The sequence below is a fragment of the Butyrivibrio sp. AE2005 genome, assembly GCF_000686965.1.
GTDB lineage: Bacteria > Bacillota > Clostridia > Lachnospirales > Lachnospiraceae > Butyrivibrio > Butyrivibrio hungatei_A.
Genome location: NZ_JMMD01000011.1, coordinates 20,541 through 37,143, shown reverse-complemented (window position 1 = coordinate 37,143; position 16,603 = coordinate 20,541). Strand labels below are relative to the sequence as shown.

The 16,603-nt window shown below is 41.3% G+C and carries 11 protein-coding genes and 1 tRNA gene; all 12 read left to right on the top strand.

Annotation, left to right across the window (positions count from 1 at the left end):
• Window positions 1-186 precede the first annotated feature (186 nt).
• The 12 genes from DL92_RS0109485 (at window position 187) to dnaG (ending at window position 16,205) form a co-directional block, all read left to right on the top strand.
• The gene (locus tag DL92_RS0109485; RefSeq protein WP_026667513.1) at window positions 187-2,070 is read left to right on the top strand and encodes an LTA synthase family protein; all 1,884 of its coding nucleotides are present in this window, start codon (window positions 187-189) and stop codon (window positions 2,068-2,070) included.
• A complete protein-coding gene (locus DL92_RS0109480) occupies window positions 2,067-5,402 on the top strand; it encodes an EAL domain-containing protein (protein WP_026667512.1) in 3,336 nt (1,111 codons plus the stop codon). The genes DL92_RS0109485 and DL92_RS0109480 overlap by 4 nt, the downstream gene beginning before the upstream one ends.
• Window positions 5,399-7,498 (top strand): glycerophosphodiester phosphodiesterase family protein, encoded by a 2,100-nt coding sequence (locus DL92_RS0109475; RefSeq protein ID WP_026667511.1) that lies wholly within the window; start codon window positions 5,399-5,401, stop codon window positions 7,496-7,498. The genes DL92_RS0109480 and DL92_RS0109475 overlap by 4 nt, the downstream gene beginning before the upstream one ends.
• 142 nt (window positions 7,499-7,640) lie before the next feature.
• Window positions 7,641-7,725 (top strand) — tRNA-Leu (locus DL92_RS0109470).
• Between the two features lie 794 nt (window positions 7,726-8,519).
• A complete protein-coding gene (locus tag DL92_RS0109455) occupies window positions 8,520-9,317 on the top strand; it encodes a hypothetical protein (protein ID WP_197027249.1) in 798 nt (265 codons plus the stop codon).
• 195 nt (window positions 9,318-9,512) lie between these two features.
• A complete protein-coding gene (locus DL92_RS0109450) occupies window positions 9,513-10,430 on the top strand; it encodes a hypothetical protein (protein ID WP_026655325.1) in 918 nt (305 codons plus the stop codon).
• 68 nt (window positions 10,431-10,498) lie between these two features.
• The gene (locus DL92_RS0109445) at window positions 10,499-11,584 is read left to right on the top strand and encodes a transglutaminase-like domain-containing protein (protein ID WP_026667509.1); all 1,086 of its coding nucleotides are present in this window, start codon (window positions 10,499-10,501) and stop codon (window positions 11,582-11,584) included.
• 155 nt (window positions 11,585-11,739) lie between these two features.
• A complete protein-coding gene (locus DL92_RS0109440) occupies window positions 11,740-12,279 on the top strand; it encodes a hypothetical protein (RefSeq protein ID WP_026667508.1) in 540 nt (179 codons plus the stop codon).
• A 29-nt stretch (window positions 12,280-12,308) separates the two neighbouring features.
• Entirely contained in the window at window positions 12,309-12,941 is a 633-nt protein-coding gene (locus DL92_RS20270) for a DUF6465 family protein (protein WP_051198916.1), read from the top strand.
• A gap of 5 nt (window positions 12,942-12,946) precedes the next feature.
• Window positions 12,947-13,255 (top strand): hypothetical protein, encoded by a 309-nt coding sequence (locus DL92_RS18855; protein WP_027208174.1) that lies wholly within the window; start codon window positions 12,947-12,949, stop codon window positions 13,253-13,255.
• 134 nt (window positions 13,256-13,389) lie between these two features.
• Window positions 13,390-14,397 (top strand): deoxyguanosinetriphosphate triphosphohydrolase, encoded by a 1,008-nt coding sequence (locus DL92_RS0109420; protein WP_026655321.1) that lies wholly within the window; start codon window positions 13,390-13,392, stop codon window positions 14,395-14,397.
• A 29-nt stretch (window positions 14,398-14,426) separates the two neighbouring features.
• Entirely contained in the window at window positions 14,427-16,205 is a 1,779-nt protein-coding gene (gene dnaG, locus DL92_RS0109415) for a DNA primase (RefSeq protein ID WP_026667507.1), read from the top strand.
• The last annotated feature ends 398 nt before the right edge of the window (window positions 16,206-16,603 follow it).

Below are 16,603 nucleotides of genomic sequence, written 5' to 3'. Positions count from 1 at the left end.
AGTTGCCCTAGGGAAATATTATCCCTGGGGCATTATTTTTTTATCGTTTTTTCATCGCAAAACAAGCCCGGTCTGTAATATAATATTGATACAAAAAATAATCTAATGTTATTGAAATGAATGACCGATAAGAAGTAATAAGTAATAAATGAAAGCCGTTAAAGTTTATATCAGGAGGATTGCCTATTGACATCTAGAGATATAAGCCTTATTGCAAAGAGAGGGGTGCGGAATGCATCTTTCGATATCAGACGACTTTTGAAAATGAGCTGGAGATACATACTTCGTTTGCTGATCTCCGTGCTTGTTGTTTACATGTGCTTTTTGATAGTAGAAACAGGAAGCGTAACTTCATTTAGAGGTGCGATTCCGGTTTCGTTTTTTAGTGGTGTTTTATTTCTTAATTTTTCTATTTTTGCATTTTTATTGTCTATATTGTATCTGTTTGTCGGAAATGACGTCATATGTAGTGTTGTTTCCGTTACAATTTCCTCTATCATTGCGATTATAAATCATTATGTTATCTTGCTGCACGGAATGCCTCTTACATTCCAGGAGATTCAGAACTTTGGAACTGCACTCAATGTTATAAGAGGAGCTACGCTTGCACCTGATGAGACTTTCTTTAAGATAATAGGATTATTCTTTTTTGGAATATTTTTTGCACTTGCTTTGTATCTTATTGATGGGAAAAAGAAAGAGGTCTGGGGCGACGGGCTGTGGAAGAGACTTATCTATTCAATAGTCACTTTTGCGATATTTGATATGGTTGTTCTTTCTCCTGTTTCCAAAAAGCCTGAGAGTATTCTGGCATGGTCGTGGAGGGAAGTTTATCCCACATACGGATATGCACTTTGCAGCCTTGAGTCATTCCAAAACTTAAGAAACGTTGTAAGCAGGCCTGATAACTATGATGTGGCTGATATTCCCACATTTAATGTCTCAACATGGTATTCGCAGGAGCGGCCTGATATTATCCTTATACTTAATGAGACATTTTATGATTTCGGTGTTGTGACCGATCTTGAGACCGATACGGAGTACATGCCCTATATTTCAGGTATGGATGATGTGAAAAAAGGCTATGTAGTTGTTCCGAACTACGGAGGCGGCACAAATGCCACTGAATATGAGCTTCTTACAGGAAATTCGAATAAGCTTATAAATAACATGGCCCCGTTTAACGTACTTGATATGAATAACAGCCTCAGCGTTGTATCAATCCTGAACGAGCTTGAATATGAGACAACGGCAATGCATTCGGAATCGGGTTCCAATTATTCGAGATACAGAGGCTATGAGGAGCTTGGTTTTGACAATGTATATTTTGGGGAAGATTTTCATGACCTTGAATATTATGCAAACAGAGCTTATGCAACGGATAAATCATTGTATGACAATATGATAAAAAAATATGAATCCAACGTTGCAAAACAGGCAGGCGGCGAGAATGTTCCGCAGTTCATGTATCTTTTGACAATACAGAATCACGGAGGCTGGGATCAGAATCCTGCCGGTGAAGACATTATCCATTCCGTTAAGGAGTATGGTGCAGCCACATCTGTTTTGAACGAGTATCTGTCTTGTATGCAGACATCGGACAAGGCGTTTTACGATCTCATTCAATACTACAAAAACGTTGATAGACCTGTAGTTATCTGCATGCTTGGGGATCATTGTCCTTCTTTTGCATATGATGTGCTTGATTCGGACATGGATTCCGACATAGAAGAATATAACTTAAGAAGAACACCGTTTTTGATGTGGAGCAACATTGAAATTCCTGCGGATTCATGGATCGACAGTATAGGAACTGTAAGCACCAATTATATAGTTCCTGAACTTTTAAAGGAGCTTGAGCTCCCCAGACCTGCTTATTATCAGTATATGACTCAGATAGCGCCAAAGTATCCCGTGCTTGGATCGGGTATGAAATACATGGACGCAGATGGAACTGTACACTTGTATGATGAAGCGCCGATAGACGTTACAGGATATTTCTATATGGAATATAACAATATCGGCGACAGACAGGGGAATGTCCCTGATCTGTTTAGGGTGCCGCGATGATTAGAAAAATGACAGTTGAAGAATTTAATAATGTTTCCAAAGTGAACGAGTCTGAAGAAGAGAAAGTAATACACAAGGGTGAAATGCGCTTCTTTAAAGTAGTGGGTATTTGCCTGTATGTTCTTTCGTTCATTTTGAATATATGGCTGCATGTGATCGTGCTTAAATACGCGCTTGTAAGAGTAGAAGCAATGAGCAGCGTTCTTTTCTGGCTGTTTTATATATGGTCATTTATTGCATTTACTCATGCGACGGTGTTTGCCGTAGATTTTATCTTTTCGGTTCTTCCGCCGGTAGTTTCGATACTTAACGGAAAGAAAAAGATAAATAACGATGCTTACATGAATACTCTGTGGCTTGATTATGATAAGGACAGCCTTCCCGATGTTACGATCTCAATTCCTGTGTACATGGAGGAGAACGGCGTTATATTCGAGACTGTATACAGAAGTAAGCTTGCGGCAGAAGATTATAAGAAGCAGACGGGAAAAGAGTGTAATGTAATAGTTTCCGATGACGGAATAGGAGTGCTGCTTAAAAATGTAGGTACGATCGAATCTTTGGAGGATAAGATCGAAGAATACTCCAAGTTTGGAACTGTTGCGGGAGTGGAAGTTGGCTCCGACGCATACAGAGTTATAGAAAGAGTATATTACTACAGAAAGGTCAACGTAAGCTTTGTTGTAAGACCTCCTTACAACAGACCGGGAATATTCAAGAAGTCTTCAAATCTTAATTACACTCTTAGAATAGGACGCAGGGTTGATGAAGGTAATGAGATCAAAGATCTTGTTTGTGAGGGAGCAGAGTTTGAAGGTGGACATGCAGAGGGCAATATCCATACAAACTCCATAATACTTCTCATAGATAAGGACTCCGGTCTTCATCCTGAAATAATAAGTGCGATAGTACCTGAATTTACAAGAGATGATAAGCTTGCATATATTCAGTGCGCTACAAAGGCGTCAAACATGGAGGAAAACTTCTTTGCAAGACTTTCCGGAAGACAGGTTAACAACAATAATCAGAATGTCTTCCCGTGCATGGCTCTTAAGGGAATATTTGTCCCGCTTGTAGGACATAACGTATTTATAAGAAGAGAAGCGCTTGCCAAGCTTGGATACTGGCATGAGCACAGGGTTTCCGAAGATTTCGATCTGGCAATAAGACTTTATGCAAGAGGATGGCACGGCAAATACTCACAGGTTCAAGGTCTTGAATTTACCGAGTATGCTTCAAGAACATATTCAGAAGATGCCATGAAGGAATACAGATATACATACGGACTGATCGAGATGTTCCTGAGCGGTACGATGGAGTGGGGCAAGACTAGATGGTATGATGCTTTTTACATGATCATCTACTTCATTGCAAGAATAAACAATGCATTGCTCTTACCTTACATAGTTATCATAACGCTTACGGGAATGCTTGACCTGATGTTCCTCGGATACGCTCTTTGCTGCATAGTATTTATCATACTTCCGTCGCTAAGAACAATATTACTTTCAAGAAAAATAAAGAAAGAGTACCTCTTTAGGATTTCCGAGAGCTTTCTGATGTTTTTCACTTTTTCCGGATGTACATTCCCTGCAGGAGCAGGTGCAGTAAAGTATTTCCTTAACGTAATAACCAAGAAGGAACACGCTTTTCCCGCTACTTCAGTAAGTACGCTGGTATATTCGTTTACAGAAGGACTGAGATTCATTTACAAGTATTTCCTGAAAAACAAAGGCGTCCTTGTTGTATTTGTTTTCTGCGTTGAAAGAATACATCATATACTTTTGTATTCTTCACGGGTTGGAGCTGCAGAGGCAGCCTGCATATCAGAGCTGTTTTTGATAGCATTTGCTCCGTTTTTCATGACACCGCAGTTGTTCCAGCGAAAGAAAGGTGGAATTTTGGTTCGAAGGGAGTCTGATAATATGCTTAAATGTTACCACGCTTCTGTTTTCTTCAAAGAAGCAAGAAAATTTATTGATGAGAATACCGATAAGCATCTTTTCCTGTACGCGGTTGAGATTGACAACTTCCATGTCCTGAATCTTTGGTACGGACATGACGTCGGAGAAGAATACGCTGACAGGATTGGCGATAAGCTTGCTTATATAATTGACAAATTCGGTGGAGTTCCGGGACATATTTCCGGAGGAAACTTTATCTGTATCGTGCCGAACGGAGATGCTCTTTTGAACCAGATTCAGGGCGAATTGTCGGATTATGTAAAGACTGATCCGAAGTTCATGGGATTTTTCCCGCTTATCAGTGTGTATGAGATACGTGATACCACTCTTGCCGTAGAAAAAATGTATGACAGAGCGCTTCTTGCACTTGACGGACTCAGAGGAAACTTAAAAGAGCGTTCTGTTCACTACAACTCGGAAATGGACAAGAAGCTTGATGCGGAAGTAAAGCTGCTTAGGGATGTCCGCAGAGGTATTGACAGCGACGAGTTTACATTCTTTATACAGCCAAGATGTGACATAAATACAGGAAAGATCATAAGCGGTGAGGCACTTGTTCGTTGGAATCACAGAGAACGCGGATTTGTAAGCCCGGGCGAGTTCATTCCCGTACTTGAGAAATCAGGACTTACGCTTATCGTCGACCAACTTATCTGGGAGAAGGTTATAGCATGGCAGGGCAAAAAAATTAAAGACGGAGATGAGTGCATTCCTGTATCGATTAATTTAACCCGTGCGGATCTTTTTTCCATAGATGTAAAAAAGACGCTTAAAGATCTGTGCGAAAAATACAAAGTTCCGCGCAGGCTCATTATGATCGAGATTTCGGATAAGACGTATAATGATGTTGATAAAGAAATCCTTGCTATGATAAAGGATATTTCAGATGCAGGATTCCCGCTTATTATTGACGGTTTCGGAAGCGGATATTCATCTATGATAATGCTTCAGGCTGTGCAGCCCGAAGTGATCACATTCAACATGAACGTGCTTAATGATGAGGAAGGTCATATAACCAAGGCTGCAGTTATACTTCATACTGTTGCAAACTGCGTACAGGTTATGGACATTCCGCTTATTGTAAAAATGGTCGAGACAGATGAGCATGAGCAATATCTAAAGAACTTCGGATGCCGCTATGCACAGGGATACCATTACTATAAGCCTATGGATGTAAGTTCACTTGAAAAGATCATTAAGGTAAGAGAGAACGTGGACTATAGCGGAATAAAAGGCTGGTTGGAAGAGGCAAACGAGGACCCGGAAGAACCCGAAACTTCAGTAATTGAGAACTCAAAAGGTAAAAATTTTTTTCGTGAGATAGTCGATATCAGAAGACAGGTTAGAAGAAAAGTGGGGGCTGAGTGAAGGAGAAACTGAAAAAAACGCCTGTTGCGATCATATTTGTAATGGCTGCCAGCTTATTGCTGGCAGTCCTTTGCATAGTTTATTCTGTTTATTACCAGTATTCTGTCAAGTTGACAGAGAAGTACGGAAATGAAAAAGAACTCGCTGTTTCTGCGATAAGGTCCGCACTTCGTGATATGTCAAAAGAATCCGGTGAAGAGAATGGGCGTTTTTTGCTTGCTTCTTATGACACGGATAAGGAGAATCAAAAAGATATAGCTTATTCATACGACAATGCGCTGTGTGCGCTTGCGTTTATGGCGGATGGAGATAAAGAGTCTGCATCTGCTATTCTTGATGCTTTCATATATGCCGCGGTCAATGACAGGGGAGATGTGCAGAGAGTAAGAAATGCTTATTCTGCGGGAAACATTGTCGGAGATGTTTGCGGAAGTGTAAGACTTCCCGGATATTATGACAATGAGAGGAATATGTGGGTCGAAGATCCTTCGCTTGTCGGCAGCAGTAGCGGCAATTTGGCGTGGGTGTCCCTTGCACTTCTTTGGTATGACAAATTGTACGGAGAAGAAGAGGATACATATCTTTATACCAAAACCGCGGTTTCCCTTATGGACTGGGTTCTTGAGAATTGCGCGGACGAAAATCCCGGATTTATTGCGGGTATAAACGGATGGCCTGAAAATGACATGTCACAGGCGCAGGTGCTTAGTTATAAATCTCTTGAGCACAATGTTGACTGTATGGTTGCTTTTGATGCGCTCTATGAGCTTACGGGCGATGAGAAATATAATGAGGCTGCGCAGAATTCAAAGAAATTCATAGACAGTATGTATGATGCAAAAAAAGGATATTACTATATCGGAACAGCTTCTGACGGTATAACTCCGAACACTGGGCAGGTCGTTCTTGATGCGCAGGTTTGGACGGCGCTTGCGGTTGACGGTGTTATCAAGGACAGACGTGTTCGAAAAAATATTGGCAAGATGAAAACGTCCGACAACGGATATGCTTTTTGCCTTGACGAGGCAGCAGGAGGATTCTGGACAGAAGGAACGGCGTTTACGGCTCTTTATTATCAGGAGTGTGGAAAAAGAAGAGCTGTTTACGGAGCGATTGATTCAATTTGCAGAATTTTAAAGGTTGACGGTCGTATTCCCGCTTGCTCGGGAGAACGCATAAACACGGGAATGGATCTTTTTGACGGTACTCCCTGGATATATGACAGCAGTCCTCATATAGCCCCCGGAGCGTGGTTTGTAATGGCAATCGACGGATTCAATCCGTTTGATATTGAGATTTCGCCCGAGTCAAAAGAAAGATATGAAAAAGGAAAGCCTGTATACGAGGCGTTTGACGTTCCCGGTATGAGAGAACAGCTTAGGGAAGAGCAGTTTGTCATTCATGCTGCGGGAAGCTATTCTGAAGACGGCGGAGAGGGGCTCTTTTACACAAACAGTCTGGAAGCACTTCAGAATGCATATGATGCGGGCAAAAGAATGATAGAGATGGATTTCATGTTCACAAGTGACGGATATCCTGTCTGTGCGCACAATGCAGATGGTGCGTGGGCACTGGGATTTTCTTTTGGCAAGGCACCGAAACATAATGAGTTCATGAATTCAAAGGTTTATGACAGACTTACACCGCTTGATATCTATACGCTTGCGGATTTTATGCGAGAGCATAATGATATGTATGTGGTTACCGATATCAAGGAGGCTTCCGGTGCCGGAATCAAGGGAGTGTACGGGACTTTCTCAAAATGTATTCCGGATCTTATGAACCGCTTTTTGATTCAGATTTATCATGACGAAGAGTATGAAGTCGTGCAGGATGCGGGATTTTCGTATGTTATTTACACGCTTTACGCTGCGGATGAAGATGAGCGTGAGAGCGAAGCGATAATACAGAGCTGCAAAAATATGGAGCTTGTCGCACTTACAATGCCGGATGTCTGGGTCGACGACGCGGGATTTGTGTCTGAGATCAACGAAACCGGAGTGCCGCTTTTTGTCCATACCATCAATGATAAGAAGGACATGGATAGGTACAAAGCGCTTGGAGTTGCGGGTTTTTACACGGATCAGGTTGATTGAGCGGATGGGTAGTGAGCTTGCGGTAAATGACATTTTGGAATAACAGAAAAAAATTTTTGAAAAAAATAAAAAATGGGTGTTGACGAAAGCCGCATACTTTGCTATTATAAACAAGTCGTCGCGAGAGAGATGACGACGGAATGCGGAAGTGTCGGAATTGGCAGACGAGCAAGACTAAGGATCTTGTGACTGTTTATGTCGTGTGGGTTCAAGTCCCATCTTCCGCACGATATTTTATCAAGGTTTATCACTTTTTGTGATAGACCTTTTTTCTTGCCTAACCCACATAACACGGGCTTTTATTAAACCCACACTCTTTTTATCTTCTTCTATCATTTTTTACATTTTCCATTTAAAGATATGAGTTTGTGATACTGGATGTGAAATAAAATTGTCTTTATTTCATTCCAAAAGTAGTCTGTTTAGTAGTTGGAAAAGAAGGCCAAACAGCTCAAGAACTATCTTGCATGCTTATAGATATAAGCTTGTGGTAAGAAATGTGGGTGAATGAATACCGGTGCATGTAATATTTGTTTTTTATTGATAATTGTGCTAAATTTTTGTGGTGATAAATATGCTCTATATGTTTACAATTGGTATGCATTTATTTTGATATGCAGTATGTGCGTTGATGTGTTATACAAAGAGGAGCTTTGCGACTTTTTGTTCTTGTTTTTTCATTTGGCATTCGCCAAAATGATTCAATGATTTTTAGGGATTTATTTTTGATTGAATAGGGCCGGTCGTGATGATGTTTTGTTAGGGGCACCGTACAGAAAAGCTGTGGAAGATGTGTGCGGTGCGAAAATGCGAAGAGGCACCGCACAGAAAAGCCGTGGAGGATGTGTACGGTGCTAAAGCGCGAAGAGGCACCGCACGGAAAGTTTGCGGAGGATGTGTATGGTGCGAAAACGGGAAGAGGCACCGCACAGAAAATTTGTGGAGGATGTGTACGGTGCCTAAAGCCAAAAAAGACAAATAATAAGCTTTACACAGAGATTTGAAAGGAACAAATGTAGCAATGATAGATTACAGAAATGAGTTAATTGGACAATTCAATGAAATTCGAGGGATGATCAACACTCTTGAGAAAAGAAAAACAAGATATAAAGGATTAGATGACGGCAAAATTCTAGTTACATCATGCCGCGGCGTCCCACAATACTATTTTCGCAAGAACGGTGACAAGAAAAGAGAATACATCAAATCTGCGAGGAGGGATATGATACGCCTCCTGATTCAGAGAGATTATGACGAGAAACTTTTGCGTGAATTAAAACCGCTGATGAAGAGGATGGAGGCTTTTATAAAAGGATATGACATTGGAATGATTGACAGAGTTTATAGTGGTCTGTGTCGCGGAAGGAAAGAGATGATAAGTCCTATATGGTCTACGGAAGAAATGAGAATAGAAGAATGGTACAACAGTTTTAATGGTGGAAAGAACTCTGTGGAAGTGGCTGTTGCTCATAAGACAATTAAAGGGGAAACGGTCAGATCCAAATCGGAGAAGATTATTGCGGATTATTTATATAGTATGAAGATACCGTATGTATATGAACCGGAATTTTTGTTGAAAGATAGAAGACATATCTTTCCGGACTTTGCAATATATAGCGTAAGGAAAGATAAAACAATTTACTGGGAACATTTAGGGCTTGTTAATGATTCCGAATATGCGGTCAAGAATCTAAAAAAGCTGATATCATACGAGAAAAGCGGACTTGTACTTGGTGATACATTGCTTATATCTTTAGAAAGCGCAGAAAGTCCACTTGATTTTGAAGCCGTAAAAAAGAAACTTGAATCAGCATTATGAATGAGAATAATAGCATCTAGAAAGTATGGAGAGTATCGGGGGCAGGAAAAGTAATTAGGGATTTGTCTTGCTTATTTTTGAATGTGAATATTTAGCGAACTTTCCAATCGAATTGGTTAAAAAATGTTAAGAACATGTTATACTCCCTTGTGGGGTATTAGTGCCCTTGGATTTTTTTGACATAAGGAGAATTACATGAAGAAACTAAGATTTTTACCCAAGATGTTGATTTTTGCTCTTGTTTTGGCTTCGGCTGCGCCTCTTGAGGTTCACGCAGATTCAAATGCCGACAATAAGGCGGCACTTGCAAAAAGAAGTGACCTTGATGAGACAGGAAAAATGCTTAAGACAAGCAAGACCATTGATGGCATAAAGTATTCGCTTACGATTGACCTTACTAAGTGGGACGGATACACAAATGTTGAGCAGTTTGACCATATTGAGAATCTTTTTTACGAGGTATATCCTCAGATGTACAAGAGATTTGGTGATTATAAAAAAGCCACAACAGATGTTACGATAGCGATTGAAAATGAAGGTTATGAGATTGCTTCGGCCAATTCTAAGAAGAACAGGATTCATCTTCATGATAAGTATTTAGATAAGCACTACGATCATTTCGATGTTCTGACTCATGAGCTTGCACATATTGTACATGGAGGTTTTGTGAGGGATAATCTTGAGTTCCCTAAATATTCCGAAGTATTTGCAGATTATTGCAGATATATCTATGCTTACAAAGACGGAAGATACAATGACAAAAACTGGGTGCTTCCCGATGCGAACACTCAGAAAACCCGCGAAACTTCAGTGAGATTTTTGGTGTGGCTCGATAAGGAAACATCTTCATCCAGCCGTGATATTATCCGCGACTTCTTTGAGGTTTGCTGCATGTCTGACTTCAAGAAAGAAAAGTGGGGAGAGATGTGGAAGAGTCTTTTCAAGGGTACAAAGTTTGAAGGCAAGACGATAGATGAAGTTTGGGAGATATACAAGAAGTCAGATTTTGCTTATCTTTCAGCCAAAGCGCCGGATAAGGATACAAAATCCGATCTTCTTAAGAAAACTGATGTGAGAAACTTTATCAGAAAGAACAGCTATTCATTTAAATAAGAACTGCTTTGAATTACTACCTGAAGACTGAATTCAGGTAGTGATTTTTAGGTATACGGGAGGAACAGATGAAAAGAATTATAGCGAGCGTTGTTGTAGCAACCATGCTTTTTACGGGGTGCGGAAAAAATCCGGGAACAAATGAAGCAAATGTAGAAGCTTCGGAAACAGAGAATACTGATATTGCACAGGATGGCGGAAGTACAGACACTGAGCAGACTGATGCAGATACAAAAGAAGAGGGCAGTTATTCGTTTAATTATCACCTAAGGCCCAAGAGAATTTCGGATTTATATGATGAGGCACATTGGGAGGCGCTTTTTAACCTGTGCGATGCGCTTCGTGCAGGAGAGGATACTTTTAAGTGTGAGAATGTCGAAGCTTATAATTGGGCTACGGATTGTTCGACACTAAATGCGTTGTTTCCTATTGGAGGTCTTTTTACTGATGATCTGAGTGTCAGAAATGAAGGCTTTGAAAACGGTGTAGGAAAGATTGCTTACAAGATACCCAAGGATGAGTTTGTGGCGAAAGAAGTGCAGTTTGAGGAAGATATCTGCAAAGTTCTGAATGACAATGTGAAGCCCGATTATACGGATTTTGAGAAATGCCTTGCTCTATTTGACTTTGTAGAATCAACCTGCAGTTATGATTATTCGGACTTGGAGAAACTTGAATCTGCCGATATGCCATTGGGTGGAGTATACGGATGCCTTTACAGGAAAAAAGGAATATGCAACGAGCTTGCTAATTATTACGCATATTTGCTTTGCCAGTGCGATGTTGATGCGATTGAAATTGGTGGTGATGGCGAGATGATGCACTCCTGGACTTCTGTAAAGTTAAATGGGAAGAATTACCATGTCGATCCGACTTGGGGATTAAAAAGTGAGAGCGCATCGTGGGATAATACAGGCAGTTTGTGGCTTACTTATTTTTTGTTCACAGACAGTGAAAGGGATATAAGCGGATTTGATAACAGTTCGTACGCTTCGTCTTTTTTCTATGATGTAGCAGACAAAGTGGATTGTCATGCCGATTCGGAAAAATATGCGCCGCTTCATTTTAATGCATTTGAAAAGATAGACAGGGAAAAGAAGATTTTGTATTACAAGGAAGATGGCGAAACAAAGGAGTTTAAATATGACGATTGAGATAAAAAACCAACGATAATAGTGCGATAAATGTGGTATCATATATTAAATGATTTCTGTTTTATATTTTGTATTAATGTAACTGTTCTAAAAAGCTGACAAGTTCAGTACCGGTGCGTTTTATTAAAACTTGATATGAAAGGGGGATCTATAATATGGAACCGCAGGATGTTGGGGGCAATATAGCAGAGAATGCGATTGAGGAAAACGCGGAAAAAACGGCAGTAGACGAGGCGGTACAAAGTATGACGCCGCAGATCGGAAATGAGCAAATTGCAACAGAGCAGGGCGCGGCATCTCCGGAGAGTCTTACTGAGAGTCTTCTTACCGAGATGCGTGATCTTTCGAGGAAACGGCTCTTTTTCCAGAAAATCGCAACGGGATGTATGGCAGGAATGCTTTTGGTGGTGCTTCTTACGTGCGTCATCATTGTGCCGAAGGCAATCGTAACGCTTTCGCGCATCAACAGTGTTTCGGTCAAGGCGGAAAGCTCACTTGATGAAATCGATCTCATGGCAAAAGGGGTAAAAAGCGCGACTGATAGTCTGAATGAGCTGGTTTCGGGTAATTCCGGATCGCTCACACAGGCGGTCACATCTTTGTCTCAGATAGATATTGAGGGGCTTAACAGAGCAATCGCCGATCTTCAGGATGCGGCAGGACCTATGGCATCACTTATGAAGGGATTCAGGTGATTATTTTTCCAGAAGGGAGACGAACTATAATGGGCATGAATTCTACAGAAGATAAGATAAAAGAGATAGCAAGAGAGTTTTCGAAGGCTACTGAGCCTGTTATAAAAGAAGCTAAGAAAGCTGCAGAGCCTTTTTTGAGAGATGTTAAAGAAGCTACCAAGCCATATACCAGTAAAGCTGAACCATATATCAAAAAGGCGGAGCCATACTTTAAGGATATTAAAGAGAAGACCGAGCCTTATTTAAAAGACATTAAAGACAAGGCAGAGCCTGTTTATGCGGAAGTTAAGACAAAGGCAGAGCCTTATATAAAAGATATCAAGGAAAAAGCGGAGCCTTATATCACTAAGGCAAAAGAGAAGACGGCGCCCGCTGCAAAGACTGTAAAGGAAACATCGCAGAAAGCAGCCAAGGTTGCTAAAGAGGCGAGCCGGGACATTTCCGCAAAGGCTGCAAAGCGCGCGTGCAAAGAAGAAGTTTTTGTGCAGTACAATCATCATGAGATAAACACTTCGGATATAATCGAGCGTGCAAAAAAGGATTACATAAGCAAAGGAAATAAAGCTACCGCTATCAAAGAAATCCAGGTTTACATCAAGCCTTCGGACAATGCCGCATATTACGTGGTAAATCATACTGATACCGGAAAAGTCGAGTTTTAACAGATATGGCAATAGAGAAAAAAGATTTTTTTAATTTAATGCACTACGAATATGGCGAGGCGTATTTTGGAAGCTACAAGGGAATGAGGTACAGACTTGCGCGTGAACCGCTTGAAAATGTAAAGTTCGTTCCGGTGGATCAGAGAGGCCCCGCGACACTTATGGCAACGGTGTGGCCTGAACCCTACTCATATGCTAAGACTGATAAGAAGCTTATGTTGAGTGAGAATTTTGAAGTGAGCGAAGAAGGCTTTACCAAGGCTGTTGAGTGGATAAACGAGCAGTATGAGGCACGTTTTGCGCTGTATAAATAAAAAAGCAAAAAAATTTAAAATAAAAAAAGGAATTGTGAAACTCACGTCGAATAATAAAGATGTGGGTTTCATTTTTGTAGTTTCCCATAAAAATATTTGCTACTCAAAAAATTCTAATAGAAAGAAGACGAAAATTGAAAATTCGTGAAAAGCTAGAAGAAAGAGAAACACAGATCTTAAGCAAATATGCTACACTCAGCATGAATTCCAAAGGTAGAGAAAAAGCTGAAAAACCGTGTGATATAAGGCCCTGTTTCCAAAGAGACAGGGATAGGATTCTTTATTCCAAATCGTTCAGAAGGCTTAAAGATAAGACGCAGGTTTTTCTGGCACCTGACGGAGATCATTACAGAACCCGTATGACGCATACTCTTGAAGTATCGCAGAATGCGAGAACTATTTCTAAAGCTCTTATGCTTAATGAGGATCTCACTGAAGCCATAGCACTTGGGCACGATCTTGGACATACGCCGTTTGGGCATGCCGGAGAGAGGGCGCTTGATGCCGTTGTTCCGGGAGGCTTCAGGCACAATGAACAGAGTCTTAGAATCGTGGAGAAGCTTGAAAATTATGGACAGGGACTTAACCTTACGAGAGAAGTTAAGGACGGAATCCTTAATCACGAGCTTAATCTTACGCCGTCGACTCTTGAGGGCAAGGTTGTAAGGCTTTCGGATAAGATAGCGTACATGCATCACGATATGGACGATGCGATCCGCGGCGGAATCATGAAAGAGAGTGATGTTCCAAAGGAACTTGCAAAGGTGATCGGCTATACGAACGGAGAGTGGCTTGATACCTTTATACACGATATAATCGCGACAAGCATGGACAAGGATGACATTATGATGTCGGAGGAAGTATATGATGCTTTCCTGAAACTCAGGAAGTTCATGTTTGAAAGAGTATATACCAATCCCGAAGCCAAAGGGCAGGAGGGCAAGGTAGAAGTCATGATAAAGATTCTTTATCATCATTACCTCGACCACGAGGAGAAACTTCCGGACTATCTGAAAGCCATGATGGCAGCAGGAGAATCCAAAGAGAGAATTGTATGCGATTATGTTAGTTCCATGACTGACAGATATGCTGTTTCTGTTTTCGAAGAAGTATATGTCCCCCGTTCATGGACGGTACTATAAAATAAACCAATATATTCAGGAGACCCAAATTGCGCTACTCAGATGAAATAATAGAAGAGGTGCGCTCCCGCAGTGACATTGTGGACGTGATAGGACAGTATGTCCATTTGCAAAAGAAAGGCGCCAACTATTTCGGGCTTTGCCCGTTCCACAACGAGAAATCAGGCTCGTTCTCCGTGTCGCCGAATAAACAGATGTATTACTGCTTTGGATGCGGAGCAGGCGGGAATGTCATCACTTTTTTGATGAAATATGACAATTTAACTTTCCAGGAAGCGATAAAACAGCTTGCCGAGAGAGCCGGTGTGAAACTGCCTGATGAAGACAATTCACCCGGAGCAAAGGCTATGCGCGACAAGCGGCAGATTCTTCTTGATATCAACAAGGAAGCTGCCAAGTACTATTATTATCAGCTTCGGGGAAAGAGCGGCCAAAAGGGCATGGAGTACTTTAAAAACAGGCAGCTTACGGATGAGACCATGCAGCACTTTGGACTTGGCTATGCCAATATCTCAAGCAACGACCTTGTGAAACACTTAAAGAGTCTTGGGTATAACGACAGCCAGATAATTGATGCAGGACTTGCTTCCCATGATGAAAGAATGGGAACTCATGATAAGTTCTGGAACAGAGTAATGTTCCCGATTCAGGACGCATCGCAGAAGGTTATAGGATTCGGCGGGCGTGTTATGGGCGATGGAAAGCCCAAATATCTAAATTCCCCTGAAACACTTATATTTGATAAGAGCAGAAATCTGTTCGGGCTTAACTATGCCAAGAACGCCAGGGCAGGCTACATGATAATCTGCGAGGGTTACATGGATGTCATAGCTATGCACCAGGCGGGATTTAATATGGCCGTAGCTTCGCTCGGAACTGCTTTTACGACGGGGCAGGCAATGATACTTAAGCGCTACACCGATGAAGTCATTTTGTCTTATGACAGTGACGAAGCAGGAACCAAAGCTGCGCTTCGCGGAATAGGGATTCTGAGAGAAGCGGGGCTTAAGGGTAAAGTGCTTGACCTTCGGCCACACAAAGATCCCGATGAATTTATTAAGAATGAGGGAAAAGAAGCTTTTGAAGAGCGAATACGAAACGCGGAAAATACATTCTTTTTCGAAGTAAGAGTAATGCAGTCGAGATACGATATGTCAGACCCTGAATCAAAGACTGAGTTCCACAGAGCTCTTGCCAAGAAATTGTGTGAGTTTGAAGAAGCTCTCGAAAGAGAGAATTATATAGAGGCGGTTGCGGCTAAGTACAATATAGCCGTTGACGACTTAAGAAGACTTGTTGCTCATTACGCTTCACAGGGCGGACTCGTAAGACCTGCCGATAAGCCAAAGAGTGGTATACAGAAAAAGAACCTTCCCGAGGATGGAGCCCGGAAGAACCAAAGACTTCTTCTTACATGGCTTACGGATGAGCCGGCTATTTTCCCCAAGGTAAAGAAGTGGATAGTTCCCGATGACTTTACCGATGAGCTTTACAGAAATGTTGCTAATGAGCTCTTTGAGGGAATGGAGCACGGTAATTTTTCGCCGGCGGCCATTTTGGATAGATTTACGGATGAGGAGCAACACAGCAAAGTTGCTGAGATGTTCAATACAAATCTGGTTGAGATTGAAACAAAGGATCAAAGGAAAAAAGCGTTTAGAGATATCATCTACGGAGTTAAATCCGCAGGATACGAACGACAGAAGAGAGAACTTAAGCCTGACGATCCCGAGTTTTTGACCAAGACCATACAGGGCAAAAAGAATCTTGAGAAGCTGGCACATGCCGATATCTCGCCCGACGATTAACTACAGGTAATATGCACTGATTCGGAAATACTATAAAACAGAAAAGGAAGAATCATATGGCAAAAAAAGTTACTGGTACTACGGAAAAAGAGACAAAGAAGACACTTGTAAAGAAAGTTGCCGAGAAACTTTCCGGTAAGAAAGAGGCAGATAAGAAGGAAACGGCAAAAAAGGGAACAGCTAAAAAAGAAACACCCAAAAAGGAAACATCCAAAAAAGAAGCAACAAAGAAAGAAACAACTAAAAAAGAGACAGCTAAGAAAGAAACGGCTAAAAAAGTAACATCAAAAAAAGAAACAGAAAAGAAGGAAGAGAAGAAAGTGACAAAGACAACAACCAAGAAGCTCTCAGCAAAGGCAACCGTAAAGAAGGAGGATACCTCTGCTAAGAAGGCAGCA